This is a genomic window from Streptomyces sp. NPDC047043 (genome assembly GCF_040644055.1).
Classification (GTDB): domain Bacteria; phylum Actinomycetota; class Actinomycetes; order Streptomycetales; family Streptomycetaceae; genus Streptomyces.
On sequence record NZ_JBEYVO010000013.1, the window covers coordinates 253,899 to 271,979 of the forward strand.

Annotated in this window: 16 protein-coding genes and 1 pseudogene; 5 read left to right on the forward strand and 12 right to left on the reverse strand. The window is 71.7% G+C overall.

Going from position 1 to position 18,081, the window contains the following annotated elements:
* Nucleotides 1-230: 230 nt before the first annotated feature.
* Complete coding sequence (locus ABZ880_RS22365; RefSeq protein ID WP_003974483.1) at nucleotides 231-668, forward strand: hypothetical protein; 438 nt, start codon at nucleotides 231-233, stop codon at nucleotides 666-668.
* Between the two features lie 66 nt (nucleotides 669-734).
* Here ABZ880_RS22365 and ABZ880_RS22370 read toward each other — a convergent pair.
* From ABZ880_RS22370 to ABZ880_RS22380, 3 genes and pseudogenes are all read right to left on the reverse strand, one after another.
* Nucleotides 735-1,145: pseudogene (locus tag ABZ880_RS22370) on the reverse strand (DUF234 domain-containing protein); the annotation flags it as partial.
* Between the two features lie 21 nt (nucleotides 1,146-1,166).
* Entirely contained in the window at nucleotides 1,167-1,532 is a 366-nt protein-coding gene (locus tag ABZ880_RS22375; RefSeq protein WP_361265614.1) for a hypothetical protein, read from the reverse strand.
* A 35-nt stretch (nucleotides 1,533-1,567) separates the two neighbouring features.
* Nucleotides 1,568-1,921: a hypothetical protein gene (locus ABZ880_RS22380; protein ID WP_361265618.1), complete on the reverse strand. Its 354-nt coding sequence runs from the start codon at nucleotides 1,919-1,921 to the stop codon at nucleotides 1,568-1,570.
* A gap of 193 nt (nucleotides 1,922-2,114) precedes the next feature.
* Between ABZ880_RS22380 and ABZ880_RS22385 the strand changes: the two genes are divergently transcribed.
* Complete coding sequence (locus ABZ880_RS22385; RefSeq protein ID WP_361265621.1) at nucleotides 2,115-2,720, forward strand: DUF1349 domain-containing protein; 606 nt, start codon at nucleotides 2,115-2,117, stop codon at nucleotides 2,718-2,720.
* A gap of 87 nt (nucleotides 2,721-2,807) precedes the next feature.
* On the opposite strand, the gene ABZ880_RS22390 is transcribed toward ABZ880_RS22385, so the two are convergent.
* The 4 genes from ABZ880_RS22390 to ABZ880_RS22405 form a co-directional block, all read right to left on the reverse strand.
* Entirely contained in the window at nucleotides 2,808-3,167 is a 360-nt protein-coding gene (locus tag ABZ880_RS22390; protein WP_361265624.1) for a hypothetical protein, read from the reverse strand.
* A gap of 47 nt (nucleotides 3,168-3,214) precedes the next feature.
* Entirely contained in the window at nucleotides 3,215-4,096 is an 882-nt protein-coding gene (locus ABZ880_RS22395) for a glycine betaine ABC transporter substrate-binding protein (protein ID WP_361265627.1), read from the reverse strand.
* A 26-nt stretch (nucleotides 4,097-4,122) separates the two neighbouring features.
* Nucleotides 4,123-4,767, reverse strand: coding sequence for a hypothetical protein (locus tag ABZ880_RS22400; RefSeq protein ID WP_361265630.1), 645 nt, complete (start codon nucleotides 4,765-4,767; stop codon nucleotides 4,123-4,125).
* A 309-nt stretch (nucleotides 4,768-5,076) separates the two neighbouring features.
* Nucleotides 5,077-9,336: a helix-turn-helix domain-containing protein gene (locus ABZ880_RS22405; RefSeq protein WP_361265633.1), complete on the reverse strand. Its 4,260-nt coding sequence runs from the start codon at nucleotides 9,334-9,336 to the stop codon at nucleotides 5,077-5,079.
* Nucleotides 9,337-9,719: 383 nt separating this feature from the next.
* Here ABZ880_RS22405 and ABZ880_RS22410 point away from each other — a divergent pair, with 383 nt between their 5' ends.
* Complete coding sequence (locus ABZ880_RS22410; RefSeq protein ID WP_361265636.1) at nucleotides 9,720-10,577, forward strand: PaaX family transcriptional regulator C-terminal domain-containing protein; 858 nt, start codon at nucleotides 9,720-9,722, stop codon at nucleotides 10,575-10,577.
* A gap of 67 nt (nucleotides 10,578-10,644) precedes the next feature.
* Here ABZ880_RS22410 and ABZ880_RS22415 read toward each other — a convergent pair whose 3' ends face one another.
* The 5 genes from ABZ880_RS22415 to ABZ880_RS22435 all read right to left on the reverse strand — a co-directional run bounded on the left by ABZ880_RS22415 (nucleotide 10,645) and on the right by ABZ880_RS22435 (nucleotide 15,551).
* On the reverse strand, nucleotides 10,645-11,508 hold the full coding sequence (locus ABZ880_RS22415) for an isocitrate/isopropylmalate family dehydrogenase (RefSeq protein WP_361265639.1): 864 nt from the start codon (nucleotides 11,506-11,508) through the stop codon (nucleotides 10,645-10,647).
* Between the two features lie 91 nt (nucleotides 11,509-11,599).
* Nucleotides 11,600-13,039, reverse strand: a complete 1,440-nt coding sequence (locus ABZ880_RS22420; protein ID WP_361265642.1) for a HAMP domain-containing sensor histidine kinase — start codon at nucleotides 13,037-13,039, stop codon at nucleotides 11,600-11,602.
* Nucleotides 13,040-13,747, reverse strand: a complete 708-nt coding sequence (locus ABZ880_RS22425) for a response regulator transcription factor (protein WP_361265672.1) — start codon at nucleotides 13,745-13,747, stop codon at nucleotides 13,040-13,042.
* Between the two features lie 128 nt (nucleotides 13,748-13,875).
* Nucleotides 13,876-14,466, reverse strand: a complete 591-nt coding sequence (locus ABZ880_RS22430; RefSeq protein ID WP_361265645.1) for an FMN reductase — start codon at nucleotides 14,464-14,466, stop codon at nucleotides 13,876-13,878.
* Entirely contained in the window at nucleotides 14,463-15,551 is a 1,089-nt protein-coding gene (locus tag ABZ880_RS22435; protein WP_361265648.1) for an LLM class flavin-dependent oxidoreductase, read from the reverse strand. The genes ABZ880_RS22430 and ABZ880_RS22435 overlap by 4 nt, the downstream gene beginning before the upstream one ends.
* Nucleotides 15,552-15,655: 104 nt before the next feature.
* On the opposite strand from ABZ880_RS22435, the gene ABZ880_RS22440 reads away from it, so the two are divergent.
* Nucleotides 15,656-16,486: a helix-turn-helix domain-containing protein gene (locus ABZ880_RS22440; protein WP_361265651.1), complete on the forward strand. Its 831-nt coding sequence runs from the start codon at nucleotides 15,656-15,658 to the stop codon at nucleotides 16,484-16,486.
* A 94-nt stretch (nucleotides 16,487-16,580) separates the two neighbouring features.
* Nucleotides 16,581-17,990 carry an MFS transporter gene (locus ABZ880_RS22445; RefSeq protein ID WP_361265654.1) on the forward strand — a complete coding sequence of 470 codons (1,410 nt, stop codon included), beginning with the start codon at nucleotides 16,581-16,583 and terminating at the stop codon, nucleotides 17,988-17,990.
* Nucleotides 17,991-18,081: the final 91 nt, after the last annotated feature.

An 18,081-nucleotide genomic window follows, 5' to 3' on the forward strand; every position in this document is an offset into this window, starting at 1 on the left:
GCGTCCTAGAAAAGCAGTCGGGTGGAGATATGCATCGCGGTGGCGGACTGGGCGAGGGGACTGATGACCTCGGTCCTCGACGTGCCCGGCGGGGAAGGCACCGACGCGAGGCGGAGGAAGCTGCCGAGGCACGTCGGACACAGGGTGTACCGGGTGAGCCCGAGCAGATCGACCGGCGGATCGACCGCCGGGTCGAGCAGCTCCGGGCAGGGAGCAGGAATGGTGGTCGGGTGGGGGTGACGTACAAGTACTTCGGCGCGCCGGACGGCGCGACCGCGGCCCGCGTCCCGATCTCGATGCGCCCCGAGGAACTCGGCGGCGACGAGCTCGGCATGAACGGCATGTTCACCAAGATCAAGCCGGAGACGATGGCGGCGATGGTCCTGACCGGCATAGAGGGCGTCCCCCTCCACAAGGTCCCGCCCCTGGAACTGGTCGTCCTGCATCCCGACTACGCGGTGGTCAAGCTCCCGATGACGGTGGTCGACCCCCTGCGCGGCATAGGCGAGGAGGCGGTCGGCGCGGCGGCGTTCATCTGGTCGACGGTGCCGGACCGGGGTGGACCGCGGGATGCGTTCAACGTGTACCAGCTGCTGCACGAGTGGCAGGACTTCAGCCATCGGTTGCATGAGGCGGGGCATCAGCCGTATTGCTTGGTCTGGCCCTGAGGCGGGGTCTGTCGAACAGCGGGCGGGGTCTTGGGGCCCCGCCCTTTGTCGTAGGTCCTGTCGGGCTCAGGAAGGCCATGCGTCGAGGAGGTCCGTCGGCCCGTACTCGGCATCCAGCCCCGTGCAGTTTGTGCCACTCCGGGAGATCGCGACCAACGGGACGGGGTCGGGCGTGAGCACGGCGCGGTGACGCAGGAGGGCCGCAAGGTCGTGGCGGTCGAAGGGGGCGTTCTCCAGCCACTTCACCGAGCCGACGAACTGCAGTTCCTTGGCGATGGGCGCGCGATCGGCTCCCACGATGTCGATCTCCACATCGTTGGTGCGGGTCCAGTAGGCGCCGATGGCAGGCGCGGCAGCGAGCTGGTCATCGGGCAGGAGGCGGGCCAGTGCCTCGCGGACGAGGGGTTCGACGGCCCTGCCGCGCCAACCGGTCCAGTTCTCGTGGACGCGGTGCAGCGTCAGATCACCCCGGCCTCGGCAGTAGCCGACCGGCGCCGCTCAGGCCGCCGGCCGCGGCTCCCGTTCCGTCAGCCTGCGGGCGAGCAGGCCGATCAGTGCTGCGTTGACCAGGCCGGACAGGGCCGCCCCGGCGGAGAAGATCAGCGGGCTCAGCCAGGCCAGCGGGGAGTCCCAGTCCGGTGACACCAGCATCAGGGGCAGGGTCACGAACATGCTGAGCGGTGCCGTGGCCATGATCGGCCAGATGCCGGCGAAGCCCGGGTCCGGCGACAGATACACGGCGTACAGGAAGAACCCCAGCGACGCGGCGACCACCGCGAGGTAGCCGCGCGCGAGCCAGTTGTCCACCGCGGGCGCCAACAGGGCCCGGATCCTGTGCAGTCGGGGGCGTGTGGAGCGCGCCATGTCCGTTCCTTTCTCTTGGGAGCAGTACGAGGGCTTCACGCGTGCCGGACGTCGCGGACATGGTGCGCCAGGGCACCGATCGCGGCGGCGTTCACGAGGACGCACAGGAGCAGCCAGGCGCCCGTGGCGGCGGAGGTAAGCACCGCGGCGGGGCCGCTGCCGTCCACGCTGCCGGGGCCGACGGGGAGGGCCACGCCCAGGAAGGAGAGGGGTTCCGTGAACAGCATGGGTGCCATGGCCCAGACGCTGTCCGGGAAGACGAACGCGGCCGGCACGGAGGCGGCGAAGGCCGCCAGATAACCGCGGGCGGGCCAGTTGTCCGTGGCGAGCGCGACCAGCCGCCGCAGCCACGGGAGGCGGCGCGGGCGGGAGGCTTTCGGCATCGGCATCGCGGGTCCCTTCGGATCGGGTCCGTGGGGGGGGTGTTCTCAACGGTGGACCGGAGCGCGAGGGCAGGCATGAGTACGGGTGCTCATCTCCGTAGGGATTTCGGCCCGGGATCCTCATCTCCCGCGGGACCAAGGAAAGTTGGCCCGGCGTATGTTGCTGAGCATCCTCCGCATCCGCAGACAAGGACGGCACATGCAGCAGCAACGCGTGATCCCCTGGCACGAGGCCGCCTGGCTCAACCAGCCCCTGCACACCGAGAGCGACGGGACCGATCTCCTGGTCACCGCACGCGGCCGCAGTGACTTCTGGCGGACCACCAGCTACGGTTTCGTCCGCGACGACGGGCATGCGCTGCTCCACGACTTCCCGCAGGACAGCGCGATCGAAGTGACCTTCCTCGCGGACTTCGACACGCTCTACGACCAGGCCGGCCTGATGGTCCGCGTCGACGCCGGGACGTGGATCAAGGCGGGCATCGAGATGTCGGACGGTCTCCCGCAGCTGGGCGCGGTCGTCACCCACGGGGTTTCGGACTGGTCGGTGGCGCCGGTGCCCGAGTGGCACGGCCGTCCGGTGACCGTTCGGGCCAGCCGCGCCGGAGACGCGGTGACCGTCCGCGCCCGCTGCGAGGACGGTCCCTGGCGCATGGTCCGGCTGGCGCCACTGCCACCGGAGGTCCCTGCAACGGCCGGCCCCTTCTGCTGTTCGCCGGAGCGGGAGGGGCTGCGGGTCCGCTTCACCCGCTTCGCTCACGGCCCCGCCGACACGGCATTGCACGAACCGAAGGAACTCACCTGAGCGTGGCGCCGGTGAGGCCCGTGGCGTGAGCACGCCCGGGGCGGGACCCTTTCGAGTCCCGCCCCGGGTGTGTGTCCGGCCGAGGTTCTACGACAGTCGAAGCGTCGTCGTCCGGTCCTTGGTCCTGGGGACGTACGCCTGCTTCCAGGTCCACCCGGCGTTGCCGCGCTTGTAGTGGAGTTCGACGGACCGGTCCTGCTGCCACCAGTAGTCCCAACCGGTCGCGCAGGTCCCGCCGTTGACCTTCCAGATGGGCGAGTCGTCCCAGTCGCCGTGCTGGTTGTAGCCCTTGACCCAGAACAGCTGCTCCACGCTCGCGTCGTTGCAGACCGTGATCTGAACGGCCTTGACCGAGTCCGCGCCGGCCGTCGTGGGGACGGCCAGGCCGCCGACGACGACACCCGCGGTCAGCGCCGCGACCGCGAACTTCCTTCTGAGGTCACGCATTTCACTACCACCGTCCTGTTCGAGTGAGGGGGATCAAGTGCGGGGGATCAGCTGAGCAGCCCTTTGGACTTCAGCCAGTTCCGCGCCGCCTCGGCGGGCGACCCGCCCGTGTCGACGGAGGCGGCGAGCGCGGCCAACTGGTCCGTGGTGAGCGCCGAGTTGACTCGGGCCAGGGCCTTTCTCGCGGCCAGGCCGGCGTAGGGGGCCTGGATGAGCGGGAAGACGTGCTCGGGCGGGATGACGCCCTCGGGGTCGGCCAGCACGACCAGCTTGTCCTCGGTGATGGACGGGTCCGTGCCGCGCAGGGCCAGGACATCGGCGTTGGCCGAGGTGCCGGCGGTGGTGAGAGTGACGCCGTACACCTTCTTCAACGACGAGGGTGTGGGGGCGTCGGGGGCCGAGGACGCGGAGCCGCCGAGGGTGAGGCGGCTGCCGGCCTTGCGGAGGCCGGAGAGGCTGTGCAGGTCGTGGCGCCGGGCCGTGGCCTGGGTGACCGCGAGGACGACGCCGCGCTGGGCGGCGGCCGGGGGCAGGGCGGTGATGCCCATCGGCAGCGCCATGCTCAGCGTCGCCGACATGTTCCCGGGCAGGGTGTCGCCGTCCGGGAACGTACGCAGCAGGGTGCTCTCGTAGGCGGGAGCCAGCCCGAGCTTCCCCGCCACCACGGCCTTGGCGCTGGCGGCGGGAGACGAGTAGCGGGTCTTCGCCGTCACCACCTTCTGTCCGGCCCTGGTGAGGAGTTCGCCGTACATGGCCGCCACCACCCGGCTCTCCGCGGAGGTGTCGGTGCCGATCACCGTCGGGCCGTCGCCGTCCGCGTAGGAGGTGTTGGGCTTGTTCTGTGCGCCCGCCGCGCACCCGGTCAGCAGGACCAGTGAGCAGAGGGCGGCCGCGGCGAGGCGGAGCCGGGGGCGGATTCCCGGAGTCACGGAGCACCACATGCTGTCGCCCGGTCTCAGTTGCAGTGGGCGGAGCGCTCGCCGGAGGTCATCTTCGCGTCCTTGAAGTTGACGTAGCCCTTGTTGGGGCTGTCGGAGTTGAAGCCGGACGACTGGTAGTTGTTGACGTACCAGATGTAGTGGCCGTAGTAGCGCTTCCCGAAGTGGATCTCGTACCAGCCCGTCGCCTGCTGCTTGGCCGTACCGCGCTCGATCCAGCCCTTGTAACCGGCCGGAACGTTCACCGTGTTGCTCTCGGTGTCCGTGTGCGAGGCCTCCCAGCTGTGGCTGTAGCTGGTCTCGACGCCGACCGTGAACACCTTGAAGAACTCGTAGCTCGCGCTGATCGAGATGCCGAAGGTGTTCGTGGAGCCGGTCGTGTCCGACCAGTCGATACGGTGCTGGTTGGTCTGGCTCGCGCAGTTGTACGCGGTGGTGCCGACCTGGTGGTTCGGGCCGGTGTACGTCCAGTAGTTCGTCGCGTGGAACTCGCACAGGTCCGCCCAACTGCAGGCGTCCAGAAGCTCCTTCGTGGTCGGGCTGTCCGCCGCGGAGGCCTGCGGGGCCGCCATCAGCGAGGCACCCAGGGTCAGGGCCGCGACGGCCCCGGCGGTGCGGAGGGTGCGCTTGGGGGAAGCGGTCTTGCGGCGCGCGAATGCCATCGATCACTCCAGTGAGGGGAGAGGGTCGGATACCGACGGCAGCGAACGTCGGTGTGGGGGGTACAGCTGGTTTCCGGGCAGCCGACGGGGTTGCCGTCGGCTGCCCGCCGGTTTCACTGACCGGGGAGTGCAGCGGACCGGTTGACCCCCACTCTTGGCGGCCCGGATTTGTCTATCAATGCAGGTCAGAGGCGTAAACAACCCAACGGCAGGCGAAAATCGGACCTGTGACCGCCCGTTCACGTCCCATTGATCAGGGCCGCGGTCCGTCCGACTCGGACCGCGGCCCCCGCGCTGCCAGGGCCTTTCCTAGGAGCGGCCGTGATCATTCGTGCCGTTGCCCCGGCCGTTCTTCCCCGACTCCGAACGGGCGGCTTTTCGCGACATGGCGTGCGGATGCGCCTCGGCGGCCGAGGGGGCAGCGGCTTCGCGGCGCGCCTCGGGGGACTTCACGGCGGTGTGCTTCCCGGTGCCGTGCACACGCGCGCCGGGCCTCTGGGACGCGTGCTTACGGGACGCGGGCTTCCGGGCGGCATGCGAGGACGAGAGGGCACCCTCCGGCGCCGGAGCCGCGGTCGGATGGGGAGTCGCGGCCGGTGCGGGACCGGTTTCCGCGACCGGATCGGCCGAGCCGGAGACGTCGCACAGCCGCCGGAAGGGCACATCGGGAAGGTACGTACGCCATTCGTTGGCGGTCAGGTTCCGTCCGGCCCGCGCGCAGAGCCGGGCGACGACCTGGGCGGGACCGACGGCGTACCGCTGGACGGGGACGTGCGCGCTGCTGGCGTAGACGGAGTCGCCGTGCGCACCGAAGGCGAGCGAACGGATCGCGTCGCCCGGCGTGTTGAGGCTGCCGCCGAGCGGCTGCCGGGTGTCGGTGTCCCACAGGCGCAGCGCGCCGGAGCCGTAACCCACCGCGAGGGTGCGGCCGTCGGGGCTGAAGGCGAGCGCGGTGACGCGGGCTCCGGCGGCGGGCGGGAGGACGGCCTCCCGGTGGCGTTCCCTGCGGCCGTGCCACACCGTGACGCTGCCGAAGTCGCCGCCGGTGGCGAGGTGGGCGCCGTCGGGGCTGAGAGCGAGGAGGTCCGCGTCGCCGTCGGAATCGAGGGGTACGTCGGTGTCCAGGCCGTAGGGCAGGGCGGTGACAGGGCCGGCGAAACCGGAGGCCAGGGCGGACTTCAGGGTGGCGGCCAGGTCCTCGGGCCGGTCGGTCCGCGTGCCGCGGGCGGTGTTCCACACCTCGCCGGTGGGCGAGCCGGTGGCGGTCGCCCGGGAGAGCAGCAGTTCCCGGCCGCCCGGGGCGAGCGCGATCGAGCGGACGGTAGGCGAGCCGCTCGGATGAACTGCCGCCTGTACGCGGTGAGTTGTCGTATTCCATATGACGAACCGGGCGCCGGACGCGTCTGGGTCGCCGATGCCGTAGGCGAAGGCCCGGCCGTCGGGGCTGAACGTCATGAGTGGTGCGGCGTGGGTGCGTCCGGGCGCCTCGAGGGCGGGCGGTTCGGCGACCACACGGCCGGTGCGGGTGTCGCGCAGGTGGAAGCGGTAGCGGTCGCCGTGCCGTTCGGCGGTGGCCAGCAGGCGGCCGTCCGGGCCGAGCGTCTCGTGGTCCAGCGGCCGGTCGAGCCACGGGGAGGTGAGGGGCACCGTGAGGTCGAGCGAGTGGACCGTGCTGCCGGTGAGACAGCGCAGGGTCGGGGCGGCGGGGTCCCAGGCGAGGGCGGTGACGGGCCCGTCGGTCAGGGTGTGGCGGAACACCGGTGCCGTGGCCGCCGATATGCGCCAGACCGTCGTCCCGTCCTGCCCGGCCGCCGCCAGGAACCGCCCGTCCGGGGTGAACGCCAGGTGGGAGGCGCCCGGTTGGGCGAGGTGCGCGAGCTGCCGTCCGGAGGCCGTGTCCCAGACGTGTATCCCGGTGTCGGAGACCGCCGCGAGGTGTGTCCCGGCCCGGTCGAAGACGAGGGAGGCGGACGAGCAGTCCACCGCCGGCGAGTTCTGCCACTCCCCCGACACGGTGCGGTGGTGGACGATGTCCCGCAGTGTGAGCGGCCCGTCCTGCGCGCAGACGGCCGCCAGCTGCGCGTCCGCGCTCGGGACGACGACATCGGCGACGGAACGTTCCAGCACCACCGGGTCGTCCGTGAACGCGCGCAACTGCGCCGTCGTATCAGGGCCGTTGACGACATAGGCGTCGACGCCGAGGTTCGAGTCGGCCGCCGTTCGGTGGCCGACGGGGTCCTGTTGATATCCGACGGGATCCGGATCCTGCAGGCCTGAAGGGTTCTGCGTCTCGGCGGGGCCCTCCGTCACCGCCGGCAGCCGCCACAGCCGTCGCCCGGCGTGGGAGTCGGCGTCGGTGCCGGCCAGTGCGAGGGTCCGTCCGTCGAGGCTGACCGCGGTCACCGGAAGGTCCGGCAGCCGTCCCGATCCCGTACGGCTGTGGGTGGCCACGTCCCAGGCCGACCAGCTGCCGCCGCCCACGCTGAGCAGGGTGCGCCCGGAGTCGGTGAGGAAGTCGCGGGTTTCGTCGTTCTGGTCCGGGTCGGTGAAGGCGTCGCGCTCGGGTTCGGCGAGGGCGTCGAAGAGGGCCGCGCGGCTCTCGGGCAGCTGGGCGAGCCGCCAGGCGGCGATGCTGAGCAGGGTCCTGGTACGGGGGTCGGTCACCCGGTCCCGGTCGGCGAAGTCGGCGGCCTGGCGGGCCCCGGCGAGGCTGCGCTCCCCCTCGGCAACGTCGCTCTCGTGCCAGGCGATCTGGCCGGCGACCAGGGCGCCGGCCATGACGCAGGTGAGGGCGAGGACGAGTCTTCGTATGCGGCGCTGCATCCGGGCGGCCGTCCAGCGCTCCATGCGGTGGGCCACCCGGGAGGCGCAGAGGAAGGCGCGCTCCCGTGCGGTGAGGTCGTCGTCGTGCCGCTCGCGGGTGAACAGGACGTCGGCCAGGGCGAGATGGACGCCCCGGTAGAGGGTGCCAGGATCGCGGCCGTGCTCCTGCCAGTTGCGGGCGGCCTCGGTGAGGTGGCGGTGCATGCGCAGCCGCTCGCGGTTCTCCTCGATCCAGCACTGCAGCCGGGGCCAGCCGGTGATCAGGGCCTCGTGGGCGAGTTCGACGTTCTCCTCGTCCACGGTGATGAGCCGGGCGCGGGAGAGCCGTTCGAGGACGATGGGCACCTCGGGGTCCGGCCACTCGCGCAGATCGGCCCGGCGGACCGGGCGGCGGGAGTCGGCGGTGCCGTCGCCGGGGGCGATGAGGGCCAGCAGGAGTCGCCGGGCGGTGCCGGCCTGGTCGGGGGAGAGTCCGCCGTAGACCTCCTCGGCCGCCGCGGCGATCGCTCCATGGACGCCGCCCGCCTCCTCGTACGCGGCCAGTGTCAGCACTCCACTGCGCCTGCGCCGCCAGGTCTCGCGCAGGGCGTGCGAGAGCATCGGCAGCGCGCCGGGCTGGTCGTGGACCTCCTCGACGATGCGGGCGGTGAGCTCCCGCTCGACCCTCAGGCCCGCCGCTGTGGCCGGTCTGACGACCGCGTCCCGCAGCGCCTCGCGGGTCATCGGCCCGACCGTCAGGCTCGTGTGCCGCAACGCCTCGGCGAGACCCGGGTGTTCGGCACACCGGCCGTGGAAGCCGGCGCCGACGGCGACGACCACGCGCAGCCGGCCGCCGGAGTCCTTGGCGGCGAGCAACTGGTCGACGAACCGCCAGCGTTCGGCCCGGTCCCGGCAGAGCGTGAAGATCTCCTCGAACTGGTCGACCACGACGATACGAGGGCCTGTCCGGCGGATCAGGCCGGCCTCGGGAGACTGTGCATCTTGGCCGCCCCGAGCGGGGTCATGGGCGTGCCCCCGCGCGAGGTTGTTCGAGCGTGGGGGAGCGTGCAGCTGCAAGGCGGAGGAGGGCGTCGACGCGATGGGGGTCCCCCCTCCGGGGGAGTGCGTGCCAGACCCCGCGACGCCGACATGATCCGCCGGACAGGCCCTGGAGGGCTCCCCCGGCGCCGGTGCCAGCAGCCGGGCGTGGGTGGCGGCGGGCCGGGCGCCGGGCGTGATCAGCCGGAGCTCCGCGTCGCAGCCCAGCTCCTGCACGACCTTCTGCAGGCGGGGCATCACGCCGGCCCGCAGGAGCGAGGACTTGCCGCTGCCGGACGCGCCGACGAGCACCGCGAACAGGTGCTCCTTCATCAACTGCACCGTGTCCTCGGCCAGTTCGTCCCGGCCGAAGAACAGCTCCTGGTCGCCCGGTTCGAACCGGGCCAGTCCCTGGTACGGCGACTCCCCCTCGGCCGTGTCGCAGGAGGCGACCTCGTCGGCCGCCGCGTCCAGCCGACCCTCCCACGCGTCCGGATCGGCCCCGCAGGCCTGCGCGTACGCCCGCACGACCGCGACCGACGGCAGCCGCTCGCCCGAGGCCGCGCGGGACAGGGCGGCCACCGAGACACGGGCCTGCTCGGACATCGTCCGGTACGACGGGGAGCCGGCCTGCGCACGCAGTGACCGCAGCTCGTGGGCGAAGCGCTGCACCGGCCCCGCGTCGGGATCGAGCGGCCGCTCGGGGCGTCCCCGCTGCCGCCCGGTCAAGGATGCTCCCGCACATGGCTTTTCACGTTCACTGGCATTCGCTCTCACAAAAGGCCGGGACGATCACACGCCGAGCGGCGAGCATGTCATGACATCTTGAGAGTTCAAAGGAACGGTATGTGAAGCAGATGCAAACCGGCCATGTCCCGGGCCTGGCAGACGCAAGGCCCCCCGGATCCCGCCGGAGCAGGCAGGCGGCATGGACGCACCGCGGGCGAAGTCACGTAAGCGAAGCCGGGTTTGCGGCGTCGCCGCAGGCAGAGGCGCGGGGAACTGCGCGACCAGACACGACGGTGCCGCAGACGACTGACGGACCGGCGCGGCACCTTCACCTGGTGCGGCCGCCCACCGCGTCCAAAGCCGGCGGCCGTACTCTTGCCCCCGTGGAGGACGAAGACATCCTGGACACCTCGGACAGCGACCTCGTGGACGGCCCGGCGCCGCGCCCCCAGTCGCTCATGCTCGCCTTCTTCGGCAACCATGTGCTGGAGGAGGGCGATCTGTGCGTCTACTCGGGCAGCATCATCGACGTGCTCGGTCGTGTCGGGGTCGGTGAACAGGCCGTACGCTCCACCCTCACCCGCATGGTCAACCGCGGTCTGCTGCGGCGCCAGCGCGAGGGCCGCAGGATGTACTTCGGTCTCACCCCGCAGGCCACCCGTGTCCTGCAGGACGGCCGTACCCGCATCTGGAAGCAGGGCGCGGTCAACGACGACTGGGACGGCTCCTGGACCCTGCTCGGGTTCTCCCTGCCCGACTCCTGGAAGCGCCAGCGCCACGACCTGCGTTCACGCCTCACCTGGTCCGGATTCGGTGCGCTGTACAGCGGGCTGTGGATCGCGCCGGGTGACGTCGACGTCTCCGGCCCGGTCTCGGAGCTCGGTCTCTCGGCCCACGTGAAGATCTTCCACGCCCGGGCGGCCGAGGTGACCGACATCGAGCGGATGATCAGCGACACCTGGGACCTGGAGTCCATCGCCGCCCGCTACGTCACCTTCGACAAGCGCTGGACCGCCCACCTCGGCACCGGTTCCGGCGAGGACCCCATCGGCACCCGGCTGCGTCTGGTCAGCGAATGGCTCTGGACCATCCGCACGGATCCCCGCCTCCCGGCCCGCCACCTGCCGCCCGCCTGGCCGGCCCGCCCGGCCCAGGAGACCTTCCGCCGGATCGCCGAACAGACGGCGCGCCCCGCGCAGTTGATGGCGCGGGACCTGCTGGACACGGCGCCGTTGCGGTAGGCGGGCGCCACCACGGAAACCCGCCGTCCCGGTCCGCCGGCGCGACATGAGGCGAACCGGGACGAGCTCACGCCCCCAGCACGTCGATCAGGGCCTTGGTGACGTCCTCCGTGGCGGCCGTACCGCCGACGTCGCGGGTGAGGATGCCGGCGGCCGTGGTCGACTCGATGGCCTTGTTCAGACGGGCCGCCTGGTCGGGGAGGCCGAAGTGGTCCAGCATCAGGGCCGCACTGACCACCGCGCCGACGGGGTTGGCCAGGCCCTGCCCGGCGATGTCCGGCGCGGAGCCGTGCACCGGCTCGAACATGCTCGGGAAGCGGCGCTCGAGATTGAGGTTGGCGCTCGCCGCCGGGCCCAGGCTGCCCGCCAGCGCGCTGCCCAGGTCGGAGAGGATGTCGGCGTTGAGGGTTGAGGCGACGACCACCGACAGTTCCTCGGGGCGCAGGACGAACTTCGCGGACATGGCGTCGACCAGGACGCTCTCCGTCTCCACGTCCGGGTAGTCGGCGGCGACCCGCTTGAACACGTCGTCCCACAGGACCATGCCGTACTGCTGGACGTTGCTCTTCGTCACCGACGAGACCTTCCGGTGGGCCCAGGTGCGGGCCAGGTCGAAGGCGAAGCGCATGATGCGTTCGCAGCCCACCTCGGTGAACAGGGCGGACTGGACGGCGACTTCACCGCCCGGCCCGCGCCCGCCGAGGTTGCGTCCGCCGAGACCGGCGTACTCGCCCTCGCTGTTCTCCCGGACGACGACCCGGTCGAGATCGGTGTCGTCGGCCTTGCGCAACGGGCTCTGCACACCCGGCAGGAAGTGCACGGGACGGACGTTGGCCCACTGGTCGAAGCTCTGGCAGATCTTCAGACGCAGGCCCCACAGGCTGATGTGGTCGGGGACGGCGGCAGCCGATCCGTGGCGGAAGACGCGCACACCGGGGCCCGTACTTCCTTCGGCCGATTCCTGCACCGCCCGGACGAGGTGCCCGTCGGAGACCGGACCCCCGTCGGAGCCCAGCCGCCCCTCAGCCCCCGTCGCGCCCCCCGCCCCCCGGTGCCCCGCCCACCGTGAAGCCGATCACCGAGCCGCCCCCGTCCCGCTGGAGTGCGAACGGGGCGCCGCCGTGGGCCATGGCCACCTCGCGGACGATCGACAGGCCGAGGCCTGAGCCCGGCAGGGAGCGGGCGTCCGCCGCGCGGTAGAAGCGGTCGAAGATGCGGATCAGGTCGCAGTCGGCGATACCGGGGCCGCGGTCGAGGACCTCGACGCGGACCGTGCCGGACCGGGCGGGCCCGGAGACGGCGATCTCGATGGGCCCGGTGCCGTCGCGGTCGAACTTGGCCGCGTTCTCGACGAGGTTGGAGATCGCGCGCTGGAGCATCCCGGGGCGCCCGTCGGTCGTCGTGTCGCCGCTCGCGCGGACGGTGATGTGACGTCCCGAGCGCCGCCGGGCGAGCCCGGCCACGTCCTCGGCGATGTCGGCGATGTCGACCCGCTGGGGCGGCTCGGTGTCGGACTGCCCGGCCGCCAGGTCCACCAACTCGTTGACCAGGTCGGTGAGTTCGCGTGCCTCCTGGGTGAGGTCCGCGACCAGCTCGTCGCGGGTGGAAGGAGGCAGTTCGTCGATGCGGCGCAGGAGCGAGATGTTCGTACGCAGGGAGGTGAGCGGCGTACGGAGCTCGTGCCCGGCGTCCTGGACCAGGCGCCGCTGGTCCTCCTCGGACTGCGCGAGGCGGCCCAGCATGCGGTCGAAGGCGCGGCCGAGGCGGCCCACCTCGTCGTAGCCGGTGACGGGCACCTCGATGCCGAGCCGCCGGGTGCGGGCGACGTCCTCCGCCGCCGAGGTCAGGATGATCAGCCGCCGGGTGATGCGGCGCGCCAGCCACCAGCCGAACAGGCCCGCGGCGGTCACCACCGCGCCCATCAGGATCAGCGTGCGCTGCTGCAGCGCCCGCAGCAGGTCCTCGGTGTCGCTGAACTCCTGCGCGACCTGCACCGCGCCCCGCCGGTCACCGAGGGAGACGGTGGCGATGCGGTACACGTCCTCGGCGACGTTGACGTCCTTGTGCTCGACCATCTTCCCGGCGGTCCGGTCCGCCGCGATGGACCGGTCGGCGGCGGTGACGGGCAGGCCCGGGCTGCCGGTGTCGACGACCTTGCCGTCCGCCCCCAGCACCTGCACATCGGTGCGGGCCGGCCGGACGATGTCGTGGCCCGGCGCCGAGGACGAGAAGTCGTCCGTCGTCATCCGGTGCTGGCGCACCTCGTCGCGCAGGTCCTGCACGACCTGGTCGAACACGGACTCCTGGTCGACCCGCACCAGCCGCGCGGCCGCGCTGTACGACAGGACGCCGACCAGCACGGTGACGGCAGCAGTGACGGCCGCGAAGGACACGGCGAACGTCGTACGCAGGGACACCAGCCCGGGCCGCCGTCTCGCCAGCAGCCGCCTGAGCCGGCCCACTCAGTCCTCCCGCAGCACGTAACCCACACCCCGCACCGTGTGGATCAGCGCGGGCGCGCCCGGCTCGTCGAGCTTGCGGCGCAGGTAGCCGACGTACACGGCGAGGTTCTTGGAGCCGGGCCCGAAGTCGTAGCCCCAGATGCGGTCGTAGATGGTGGAGTGGTCGAGGACGATCCCGGCGTTGCGCACGAGCAGTTCCAGCAGCTCGAACTCGGTCCGCGTCAGCTCCAGCTCGCGCTCCCCGCGCCAGGCCCGCCGCGCCTGCACGTCCATGCGCAGTCCGGCGGCCTGGATCTGCCGGTCGGCGGAGGCCGGGGGCTCCTTCGGTACGTCGGCCACGGGCGCGCCGTCCGCGCTGGTACGGCGCAGCAGCGCACGCAGCCGTGCGAAGACCTCCTCGACGTCGAACGGCTTGACCACGTAGTCGTCGGCGCCGGCGTCCAGGCCGGCGATGCGGTCCGCGGTCTCGACGAGGGCGGTGAGCATGAGGATCGGGGTGCGGTCGCCCTCGGCGCGCAGCACCCGGCAGACCTGGAGGCCGTCGATGCCGGGCATCATCACGTCCAGCAGGAGCACGTCCGGCGGGGTCCGGTGGGCCTGCGCCAGCGCCTCCACGCCGTCGGCGACCGCGGTGACCTGGTAGCCCTCCAGGGTCAGGGCGCGCTCCAGGGCGTGACGGATGGCGCGGTCGTCTTCGGCGAGCAGCACAGTTTGGGACACGGCTCCAGTCTGCCAAGGTCCAGGTGTCGTACGACGTGATGAGCAGCTCACCGGGCGCCCTTCTTACTGGCCTCTCACCCCTGGGGCGCAACCAAGGCGGCGCCCCTACCGTCCTCTCACCCTGTGGGTCGAAGCGCGGCGAGCTGCTGCTCGAACGGCACGAACCCGGGCTCGACCTCCGTCGTGGCCCTCTTGGTGAGCCCCGCCATCAGCCCCGCCAGCTCTCCCGCGGCCCGTTCGATCCGTCCGTCCAGGCCCTCCGCGCCCCAGTCCTCCGAGGCGGCGTAGACCCCCGTCGGGACGACCACGGCCTTCAGATACGCGAACAGCGGACGCAGCGCGTGTTCCAGCACCAGCGAGTGCCGGGCCGTGCCGCCGGTCGCCGCGATCAGCACCGGCTTGCCCACCAGGGCGTCCGGCTCGATCACGTCGAAGAAGGACTTGAACAGTCCGCTGTACGACGCCGAGAAGACGGGCGTGACGACGATCAGCCCGTCCGCCTCCGTCACCGCCTCGAGCGCGGCCGACAGATTCCGCCCCGGGAACCCGTTCGTGAAGTTGTGCGCGATCTCCACCGCGAGCTCGCGCAGCTCCACGACCTGCACCTCCACCGGGGTCTGCCGGCCCACGGCCGCGGCCAGCCGGTCCCCCAGCAGCCGCGTGGACGACGGCACGCCCAGCCCCGCCGACACGACGACGAGCCTCATGCCACGACCTCCTTCTCCACCGCGGCCAGCAGCGACGCGTGCGTCGGCGCCTCGGGCACGTCCGCCGGACGGCCCTTCGCGAACTCCTCGCGCAGCACCGGTACGACCTCCTCGCCCAGCATGTCGATCTGCTCCAGCACGGTCTTCAGCGGCAGCCCGGCATGGTCCACCAGGAAGAGCTGACGCTGGTAGTCACCGGCGTACTCCCGGAAGGACAGGGTCTTCTCGATCACCTGCTGCGGGGAGCCGACGGTGAGCGGCGTCTGGTCCGTGAAGTCCTCGAGGGAGGGCCCGTGGCCGTACACCGGCGCGACGTCGAAGTACGGGCGGAACTCCCGCACCGCGTCCTGCGAGTTCTTCCGCATGAAGACCTGGCCGCCGAGCCCGACGATCGCCTGTTCCGGCGTCCCGTGCCCGTAGTGCGCGTACCTCGTCCGGTAGAGCTCGACCATCTGCTTGGTGTGGTCGGCCGGCCAGAAGATGTTGTTGTGGAAGAAGCCGTCGCCGTAGTACGCGGCCTGCTCGGCGATCTCCGGCGAGCGGATCGAGCCGTGCCAGACGAACGGCGGGACCCCGTCCAGCGGCCGCGGCGTGGACGTGAAGCCCTGCAGCGGCGTCCGGAACTTGCCCTCCCAGTTCACGACGTCCTCACGCCACAGGCGACGCAGCAGCGCGTAGTTCTCGATGGCGAGGTTGATGCCCTGGCGGATGTCCTGGCCGAACCACGGATACACCGGGCCGGTGTTGCCGCGGCCCATCATCAGGTCCACCCGGCCGTCGGCCAGGTGCTGGAGCATCGCGAAGTCCTCGGCGATCTTCACCGGGTCGTTCGTGGTGATGAGCGTCGTGGAGGTGGAGAGGACCAGCTTCTCCGTCTGCGCGGCGACATAGCCGAGCATCGTGGTCGGGGACGACGGCACGAAGGGCGGGTTGTGGTGCTCGCCGGTCGCGAACACGTCCAGGCCGACCTCCTCGGCCTTCAGCGCGATGGCGACCATGGCCTTGATGCGCTCGCGCTCCGTCGGCGTACGGCCCGTCGTCGGGTCCGGCGTGACGTCGCCGACGCTGAAGATCCCGAACTGCATGGTCGCTCAACCTCCAAGTTGTTGACGATTAAACTATACCGGCAAACGACCTCCCCCTCCCCCGTATTCCGCCGACTGTCGGTGCCCCGCCCTACGATCCCGACATGGCCGCCCCACGCCGTGACACCCGAGGCATCGTCGACGCCGCGGAACTCTTCGCGCGCGTCCGCTTCCGGCGCCGCGAACCCGCCGAGCCGCTGCGCCCGTATCTGGAGCACTACTGGCTGATCGACTGGGACCTGCCCCAGCCGTACGCCTCGCACGTGGTCCCGCACCCGTCGGTCAACATCGTCTTCCAGCGGTTCGAGGGGCAGGAGCCCTTCGCCGAGATCGCGGGCATCGGACTGGAGCTGTTCACCCAGAAGCTGGAGGGGCGGGGGCGGGTCTGCGGCATCCAGTTCCGCCCCGGCGGCTTCCGCCCCTTCGCCCCGGACCGGACGGTGAGCGACTGGACGGGACAGCGGGTCCGCTTCCCCGACGTCCCCCTGGAGGCCGACCCGCGCGAGGTCCTCACCCCGTACGACGAGGACGCCCGGGTGGCCGCCCTGGACGCCTTCCTCCTCTCCCTCTCGCCCCGCCCCGACCCCCAGGCCGACCTCGCGATGGCCCTGGTCGACCGCATCCGCACCGACCGCACGATCCGCCGCGCCGGCGACTTCGCCCGCACCGAGGGGATGTCCGTACGAGTGCTGCAGCGCCTGTTCGCCGGGTACGTCGGCGTCGGCCCCAAGTGGGTCATCCTGCGCTACCGCATCCACGAGGCGCTGGAGCGCGCGGAGACCGACCGGGACGTCGACTGGGCGGCCCTCGCGGCCGACCTCGGCTATGCCGACCAGGCCCATCTGGCACGGGACTTCACGGCGACGGTGGGCGTACCACCGACGGCATACGCGGCCGCCGTCAGCCCAGCGGCTTCACGACGCGGAAGGCCGTGATGCCCATCCGCTCACGCAGATGGAAGCGGTGGGCGCCCGCACGGCAGGGATATCCCCTTGACGGCCGGGGGCGGCACTCCCGATATTTATCTGCGTGACGCAGATTCTTCGCAACGCAAGAGAAAAACCTGTCCTGACCGCCCGCGCCCGCTGGGCCGTGCTCGCCGTCGTCCTCGCCGCAGACGTCCTCGACCTGCTCGACGCGACGATCACCAACATCGCCGCGCCGACCATCACGAGGGACCTCGGCGGCGGCGCGAGTCTCGTGCAGTGGCTCGGCGCCTCCTACGCCCTCGCGCTCGGTGTGCTGCTGGTGCCCGGCGGCCGGCTCGGCGACAAATACGGGCGCCGGCGGCTGTTCCTGCTCGGCCTCGCCGGTTTCGTCGCCGCCTCGCTGGCCTGCGGGCTCGCCCCGAATCCGGCGGCGCTGGTCGCCGCCCGGCTGGTGCAGGGCGCCTTCGGGGCCCTGGTCGTCCCGCAGGGCTTCGGCATCCTCGGCGCGACCTGGCCGCGCGAGGAGATCGGCAAGGCGTTCAGCCTCTTCGGGCCCGTCATGGGCCTGTCCGCCGTCGCTGGTCCGATCCTCGCCGGCTTCCTCGTCGACACCGACCTCGCGGGCCTGGGCTGGCGCCCCATGTTCCTGATCAACCTGCTGCTCGGCGGCGCCGCGTTCCTGGCCGCCGCCCGGCTGCTCCCGCGAGACACGGGCGACCGGTCCGTCTCGGTCGACGGCCCGGGATCAGCGCTCCTCGCGGGCGCGCTGCTCGGCCTCCTCGGCGGCCTGATCGACGGCTCGGACGGCGGCTGGGGTGCCCGCCCGCTCGCCCAACTCCTCCTCGGCCTCGCCCTGTCCGCCGCCTTCTGCCACCGCCAGCGCACCGCCCCCGAGCCCCTGATCCGCCCGAGCCTCCTGCACAACCGCGGCTTCACCTCGGGCCTGATCCTCGGCGTCCTCGCCTTCGCCGCGGTCGCCGGCCTCCTCTACGTCGTCTCCCTCCACCTCCAACGCGGCCTCGGCCACTCCCCCGCCGGAACCGCACTCGGCCTGATCCCGCTCTCCGCCGGGATCGTCGTGGCATCCATCGCCTGCCACCGGCTGATCCACACCTACGGCCGCCAACTGGTCGTCGCCGGACTGCTGTTGATCCTCACCGGCTGCGGCTGCCTGGCGCTGCTCACCGACTCGTCCGGATGGGCCCTCGTCCCGCCCCTCCTCCTCGTCGGCCTCGGCATGGGCACCTGCTTCGGCACCGTCTACGACGTCACCATCGGTGACATCGCCCCCGAGGAGGCCGGCAGCGCGAGCGGCTCGCTCAACGCGGTGCAGCAACTCGCCAACGCGATCGGCGCTGCGGCCGTAACCACCGTGTACTTCAAGGCGGTCGACGGCGGCGAGACCCACGCCCTGCTCGCGAGCCTCGCCGTGGTCGCCGCGGCCGTCGCCCTGTGCCTGCCCCTGGTACGACTGCTGCCGCGCAAGGCACCGGCAGAGCAGCACCACTAGGGCTCTTCTGATGGATCTCCGTGGGAGAAGGAGCGGCGTTCGGTGCGTGCTCTCGGCGTGCCGGGCGGAAGCCCTCGTAGCGGAGCTACTA